We start from the raw sequence: 6,928 nt of genomic DNA on the forward strand, positions 1-6,928 counted from the left end.
TGCGCGTGTTGCGGCCGTCGGCGTGCTGCTCCTTGGCGGCCTCACACTCCTCGAATATGTGATCGGCCTTGACCTTGGCATCGATCGGCGAGTGTCGGGCCAACCCGCCGACCGCTTCGATCTCGTGCCGGGCCGCATGTCGTTCGCCGGCGCCGTCATGTCGACTCTCCTCGGTCTTGCGTTGCTGTTGATGGAGCGTCAGACCGGACGCGGCCTTGCTCCGACTGAATTCATCGCGATGGTGATCGTGCTGGTGTCCAGCCTCGCCGTGATTGGGTATCTGTATGACGGGCAGGAGCTGTATCACGTCAAGCCGTACACGGCGATGGCCCTTCATACGGCCGCGCTCTTCCTCCTCGCCGGGGTCGGGCTGTTATGTGCCAGGCCCGCGCGTGGCTTGATGGCCATCATGACCAGCGATCAAATCGGAGGGCTGATTGCGCGAAGAATATTACCCGCCATCATTATCGTTCCGATCGTCGCACATGCCATCCGGCTCGCGGGCGAACGATCGGGATGGTACGGCTATGGGTTCGGCCTGGCCTTGGTCACCGTCGTTGGCACGGCCTGCTTCGTGGCGCTTCTGTTGGCGTTGGCGGCGCCGTTGAACCGAAAGGATGCCGAGCGCGGCAAGGCGGAAGCCGAATTACGAGAACAGGCTCGCCGGCTGGAGGAGCAGGCCCGGCTGCTCGATCTCTCCCCCGTCCAGGCCAGGAACCTTCAGCATGAGATCATCTTGTGGACGAGGGGCGCCGAGCAGCTCTACGGGTGGTCCGAGGACGGAGGCGCTCGGGAAGCATTCGCACTCTCTGCTTCGCACGCAATTTCCAATGCCTCTCGAACAGATCATGGCCTGCCTGTTGAACCACGGGTCCTGGGAAGGGGAACTCATGCATCGCACGAAGACAGGCGCGGAGCGCATCGTCATGAGCCACTGGCGCCTGCATCGTGACTCGGCGGGAACCCCTGTGGCGATCCTCGAAACCAGCACGGATGTGACGGACCGCAAGATTGCGGAACAGGGTCTTGCCCGCCTCGCGGCGATCGTGACGTCGTCCGAGGACGCGATCGTGTCATGTACCCCCGATCACCTGATTCAAACCTGGAATCAGGGGGCGGAGTCTCTGTTCGGCTGGTCCGCTTCTCAAGCCATCGGGCTGCCCATCACGATCGTGCTGCCTGCCGAGCAAGCAGAATCCTTTCATTGGCTGCTCATCAGCGCGCAGGAGCGCGGGACGGTGCAGCAGTTCGACGGCGTCTGCGTCACCCGAGACGGCCGAAGGGCCGATGTCCTCATGACCGTGTCGCCGGTGGTCGTCGACGGCTCCCTGATGGCGATGTCCCTCATCGCTCGAGATATTTCGGAGCGGAAACGTGCCGAGCGCGGGCTGCGGGAGCGGGAGGCGCTGTTCCGGACGCTGGCGACCGCGGCGCCGCTGGCGATTTTTCAAGCCGACGCGCAAGGCCGGTGCACGTATCACAACCCGCTGTGGTACGAGCTGACCGGACAAGGCGAGGAAGATAGTCTCGGTGACGGGTGGAGCAAAGCGCTGCACCCGGATGACCGTGATGAGGTCGTGATGAGTTGGCGCAGCACCACGGCGGCGGGAGAATCATGGAAGCACGAGCACCGCCTGATTGCGAAAGGGGGACACGTGCGCTGGGTACGAGCCCTGGCGAGCCCGCTGCACGACGGTGACGGCCGTGTGATCGGATACGTGGGCACGCGCGAGGACATTACCGATGAACGGCAGGCCTATGAGGCGCTGGAAGAAAGCGAGGAGCGGCTCCGGCTCGCAGCGGAGGCGGCACAAATCGGCATGTGGTTCTGGGACGTGCCGAACAATCGGCTCTTGTGGACCGATCGCTGCAAAGCCATCTTCGGGATTCCGTCCGAGGGCCACGTCGATTACGATCGATTCCTCGCCTGCGTCCACGTCGACGACCGCCCGATGGTTCATCAGGCCGTGATGGATGCGATCGCCGGCAGGGCCGAGTATGACCTCGAATTCCGGGTCATGGGGGCGGAGGAGGCCGTGGGCGAGACCGTGCGATGGGTCGCTTCGAAAGGGCGCGTCTTTTTCAACGACGTTCACGTGCCGCAGCGGATGACCGGTGTCATGATCGACGTGACGGAACGAAGGCGGCATGAGCGTGATCTGGCGGCGATCGCGTGGCTCTTGCAATCCGACCGCCCATCCGAGATTCCGTACCGTCAGCCCTATGGAGACTTGACGGAGCTGAACAGGAGCCGAGCCTTGCTCGACGGCGTGGGACAGGACCTTCTGCGCGAGGTGGCGAAGGATTATTTGAGCCTGCTGGAGACGTCAGCCGCCGTGTATGAAAAGAATGGGGACTATGCCTTGAGTCTCTTCAGCTCGGGCTGGTGCCGCTATCTTGATCGCGCCTCACGGTCGCGCTGCGAAACCGCGAACAACCGGGACGCGCTGAGAAGCGGCAAGTGGCTGTGCCACGAGTCGTGCTGGGAAGCCTCACGGCGGTCCATGGAGACCGGCGAGCCGGTCGACATGCCGTGCATCGGGGGGATTCGTCTCTACGCGGTGCCCGTCAAGGCAGGCGGGGAGGTCGTCGGCAGCATCAATTTCGGGTACGGCGACCCGCCGAAAGATCCGGAGGTGCTCGAGCGCCTCGCGGGAGAGTACGGGGTCCCGGTCGAGACGCTGGGCGAGTTGAGTCGACGCGCGGAATCCCGTCCCGCATTCATCGTGCAGATCGCGAAAGAGCGCTTGAACAGCTCGGCGAAACTGCTGGGAGAGATCCTTGAGCGGAAGCGAGCGGAAGCGGCGGTTCGAGAGCACAACGCGCGGGTGAAGGCGATCGTCGAATCGGCCGTCGACAGCATCATCACGATCGACGAAACAGGCCGGATCGAGTCCGCCAACCCGGCGACCGAACGTATTTTCGGTTACGCGGCGGACGATCTCGTCGGTCAGAACGTGCAGATCCTCATGCCCTCCCCGGACAGGGAGCGACACGGGCAATATGTGCGGAACTATCTCACGACGGGTCACGCGAAGGTCATTGGCATCGGCCGGGAAGTCGTCGGACGGAAAAAAGACGGCACGACGGTTCCCCTCGAATTGTCCGTCAGCGAAACACCCTTGGGTGGCCGGCGTCTCTTCACCGGGATTCTTCGGGACATCAGTCAGCGCAAGCGAGCGGAAGAGGCGCTCCATCGCGTGACCAAACAACAACAAATGATTCTCCAGTCGGCCGGAGAAGGCATTTATGGACTCGATCAGCACGGCGTCGTGGTGTTCATCAACCCCGCGGCCGCCACCTTGACGGGGTGGACAAAAGAGGAGTTGATCGGCCGGTCGATGCACGAGGTCCTGCATCATAGTCGTGCGGACGGCACGGTGTACCCGCAGAACGAATGCCCGATCTACGCCGCGTTGAGAGACGGCTGCGTCCACACTGTCGATACCGACGTCTTTTGGCGCAAGGATGGGACGAGCTTTCCCGTGGTCTACACCAGCACGCCGATGTGGGAAGGCGACAGCCTCGTCGGAGCCGTCGTCGTTTTTCGGGATATCACCGAGCAGAAGACGGCCGAGGCCGCCCTCGCACGGAGCCGCCAAAGCCTGGAGTTGGCGCAGCAGGCGGGCGGCATCGGCACCTTCGAGTGGAATATGGCTACCGATGAAGTTACCTGGTCGGCTGCTCAGGAAGTCTTGTATGGCTTGCCGCCGAACGGCTCCAAGCGCACACATAAGGACTGGCTCGGGCGGTTGCATCCTGAGGATCGACTCGCGGCAGAGCGGGCCGTGCTCGGCGCGGTGCAGGACCGATGTGAGTTGAATACGGAGTATCGGATCATCCGCGCGGATGGGCAGGTGCGTTGGCTTGCCGCCCAAGGCCGCGTCTTTTGCGATGAGTGTGGCCGACCGGTCCGCATGCTGGGCGTCAATATCGATATTACCGAGCGTAAGCAGGCCGAAGAAGAGATCCGTCGATTGTTGACTGAAGCCGAGCAACGTGAACGTGAGTTGCGCGACAAACAGGTGCAGCTGATCCAAGCTGCCAAACTCGCGAGCATCGGCGAGTTGGCGACCGGTATCGCGCACGAGTTGAACAATCCGCTGAACAACATCGCCTTGTACGTCGGCAACGCGATCGATCATCTCGATCAACAGAAGCCGCGGGAGTTGATCCAGAGCGGACTGGCGTGTGCGTTGGAGCAGGTCGGCCGAGGCGCGGCGATCATCAATCATCTGCGGACGTTCGGACGGTCGGCCCCCGTGGAGATGAAACCGCTGTCGATCAACGAGGTGCTGCGTTCGGCGTTATCCCTCATTCAAGAACAACTCCTGGTCAGCGACATCACGGTCAACCTCACCCTGTCCCCCGATGTGCCCTACGTCGAAGGCAACCGCATCCAACTCGAGCAGGTCTTCATCAACTTGCTCGCCAACGCGCGCGATGCGGTGCGGGAGACGGCGCTGAAAGCCATCACCATTTCGAGCCGTCACTCCGCCGACCACGTCGTGGTGGCCATTCGGGACACCGGCTCGGGAATTCCGCCCGAGGCGCTTCCAAGGATTTTCGATCCATTCTTTACGACGAAGCCGGTCGGGGAAGGCACCGGCCTGGGTCTGTCGATCGCGTACGGGATCATTCGCGAGCATCAAGGACGTATTACGGTGGACAGTCGGAGAGGACAAGGCACGACGTTCGTGATCGACCTGCCGGCCGCGACTCCGGCGTCGGTCGAGCCAAGTCGATAATGTTGCGCTCCTTCCCGATGACCATGACCTGGCTCCGTCTGTGGCCGTCGCTCGCCGCGGCCGGCATCATTGCGCTCACCGTGGCCATTTTCATCATCGATTTCCTGAGCCCCATGGGGCTCGCCTTCTGGGTCCTGTACCTTTTCCCCCTCTGGGTGGCGTCGCGGCTCTATCGCTATTATCCCGCCATGCTGGAGATCGTGTGCGGTCTCTCGATCGCGCTGATCATCAGCGGGATGTTCATCGCGCCGGAAGGCGCGCCATTTTGGATGGGTCTGGTGAACCGGGCGCTCTGGGTTGCCGTGATTTGGACGGTCACCGTCCTTTTGCTGCGCTCGGTCCGTCGTGAACAGGCGATCCAAGAACGCGAAGAGCGGTTGACGCTCGCGCTCCAAGGCGCGCAACTCGGCACGTGGGAAGTCAATCTCGTGACCGGTCGCCTGTCGTTGTCCCGCCGGATGCGGGAGATGACCGGGCTTCCCACGGGCATTCCCCTCAATCGACTCGAAGACTGGCGGGATCGAATCCATCCCGAGGACGTGCCGCGTGTGAAAGCCCAGTTTGCGGAAGCGGTGCAGCTTCGTGACTCCTTGGAGGCCCAATTTCGGATGGTCCAGCCGGATGGCGGCGTCCGGTGGCTGTTCTCGAAGGGAAAGATCGTGCGCGACGCCTCGGGGATTCCGATTCGTGCGGTCGGCGTCGCGATGGATATGACCGAACGCCAGCAGGCCGAAGAGGAGCGGCTACGGCTGCTTCAGGAAGCGGAGCGGCGCGAGCAAGCGTTGCGCGAGAAGCAGGCCCAACTCGTCCAGACCGCCAAGCTCGCGAGTCTCGGTGAGCTGACCACCGGGATCGCGCATGAATTGAACAATCCGCTGAACAACATCAATCTGATTCTCGGTAATCTCATCGATCAGGTGCAAGCCCAGGCGCTCGAGCAGAATGGTTTGCTCCTTCGGTTGAACCTCGCCATTGCGGAAGTGACCAAGGCCGCCACGATCATTCAGCACCTCCGGACGTTCGGCAGGCAGGCGCCGACTGAGCGGGGACCGATCCATGTCAATGCCCTGTTGGAAGCGGCGCTCGCGCTGATGCAGGAACAGCTCCGCTTGCGGAATATCGAGCTGACCTTGCACTTGTCCCCCCTCGACCCGGTCGTCTCCGGCAACCGGATCCAACTCGAACAGGTCTTCATCAACCTGCTGACGAACGCCCGCGATGCGGTGGCCGACGCGCCCAAGAAAACGATTCTGATCAGTACCGCGGTCAAGGAGCGCCAGGTAGAAATTCTTTTTCGCGACAGCGGCGTCGGCATTCCACTTGAATCCCAATCCCGCATCTTCGACCCCTTCTTCACCACCAAGCCGGTCGGCCAAGGCACCGGCATGGGGCTGTCGGTCAGCTATGGGATCATCAAAGAACACAAGGGGCAGATCACGGTGGTCAGCCGACCCGGCGAGGGCGCGACGTTCATCGTCTATCTGCCGCTCGTTGAAGCACCGGCTCAGCCGTCCAATGCCGCCGACCTGCTTTCCCATGTCAATCGATAACGGCGCAACGACGCGACGCTGATCAAAAGAGCCGCGGGCCGGGCGGGGACCCGGACGGGTACATCACTCGACCGGCATCGACGACGGCAAAGGCCGTCATGGTATGCAGCTGCGTCTTTTTCGGCGAGATGATGTGCTGGACCTCGATGCCTCGAGCGACGAGGGCGTCGGCAATCAGCGAGCGATGACACCGCCACGGCACGGCCTCCGCACACATGATCGCCGTTGAGGCCCGGGCGGCGACGGCAATGAGTTCCTCCAGCGCCTGCTGGAATGCCGCTGTCTGCATGTAGTCCGCATAGCCGCGGAACCCCGCATTTCGCCACCCGGTGTTGATCGAATCCGGCCGCGCCGCGCGCCGTCCGCCCAACCCCTTCATGGGAACATACGAGAGACCGTGTGCCGGCAGGGAGACGCTCAATTGCTCGGCATTGAAGTGCGGATAGCGCCGTGAGGCAGGGAACGCCCGGACATCGGCAAGCGTTCGGATGCGATATGCGGCGAGCAGCGCGAGGAATTCATCCAGCGTTCGCGTGGAGTGTCCGATCGTCCAGACCGTCGAGGCCATCGTCGATCCCTAGTGTCCTGTCTCTGAAGTACGTGGAATAAGTTGTGCATTGGTGGTGTCCT

The 6,928-nt window shown here is 62.5% G+C and carries 3 protein-coding genes; 2 read left to right on the forward strand and 1 reads right to left on the reverse strand.

Translation table 11 applies throughout. The features are described 5' to 3' along the window. Nucleotides 1-725: 725 nt before the first annotated feature. Nucleotides 726-4,748, forward strand: a complete 4,023-nt coding sequence (locus AC1U7K_RS09335) for a PAS domain S-box protein (RefSeq protein WP_480250906.1) — start codon at nucleotides 726-728, stop codon at nucleotides 4,746-4,748. A gap of 23 nt (nucleotides 4,749-4,771) precedes the next feature. Then, nucleotides 4,772-6,298 (forward strand): ATP-binding protein, encoded by a 1,527-nt coding sequence (locus tag AC1U7K_RS09340; RefSeq protein ID WP_480250907.1) that lies wholly within the window; start codon nucleotides 4,772-4,774, stop codon nucleotides 6,296-6,298. 22 nt (nucleotides 6,299-6,320) lie between these two features. Here the strand turns inward: AC1U7K_RS09340 and AC1U7K_RS09345 are convergent, their stop codons facing one another. After that, the gene (locus tag AC1U7K_RS09345; RefSeq protein ID WP_480250908.1) at nucleotides 6,321-6,866 is read right to left on the reverse strand and encodes a DUF488 domain-containing protein; all 546 of its coding nucleotides are present in this window, start codon (nucleotides 6,864-6,866) and stop codon (nucleotides 6,321-6,323) included. Nucleotides 6,867-6,928: the final 62 nt, after the last annotated feature.

The organism is Nitrospira sp. Vd2 (assembly GCF_979581665.1).

What these genes read in the sequence shown, in the direction of transcription:
- AC1U7K_RS09335 (WP_480250906.1), top strand. Translation starts at nt 726, where the DNA reads ATGAGATCATCTTGTGGACGAGGGGCGCCGAGCAGCTCTACGGGTGGT.
- AC1U7K_RS09340 (WP_480250907.1), top strand. Translation starts at nt 4,772, where the DNA reads ATGACCTGGCTCCGTCTGTGGCCGTCGCTCGCCGCGGCCGGCATCATT.
- AC1U7K_RS09345 (WP_480250908.1), bottom strand. Translation starts at nt 6,866, where the DNA reads ATGGCCTCGACGGTCTGGACGATCGGACACTCCACGCGAACGCTGGAT.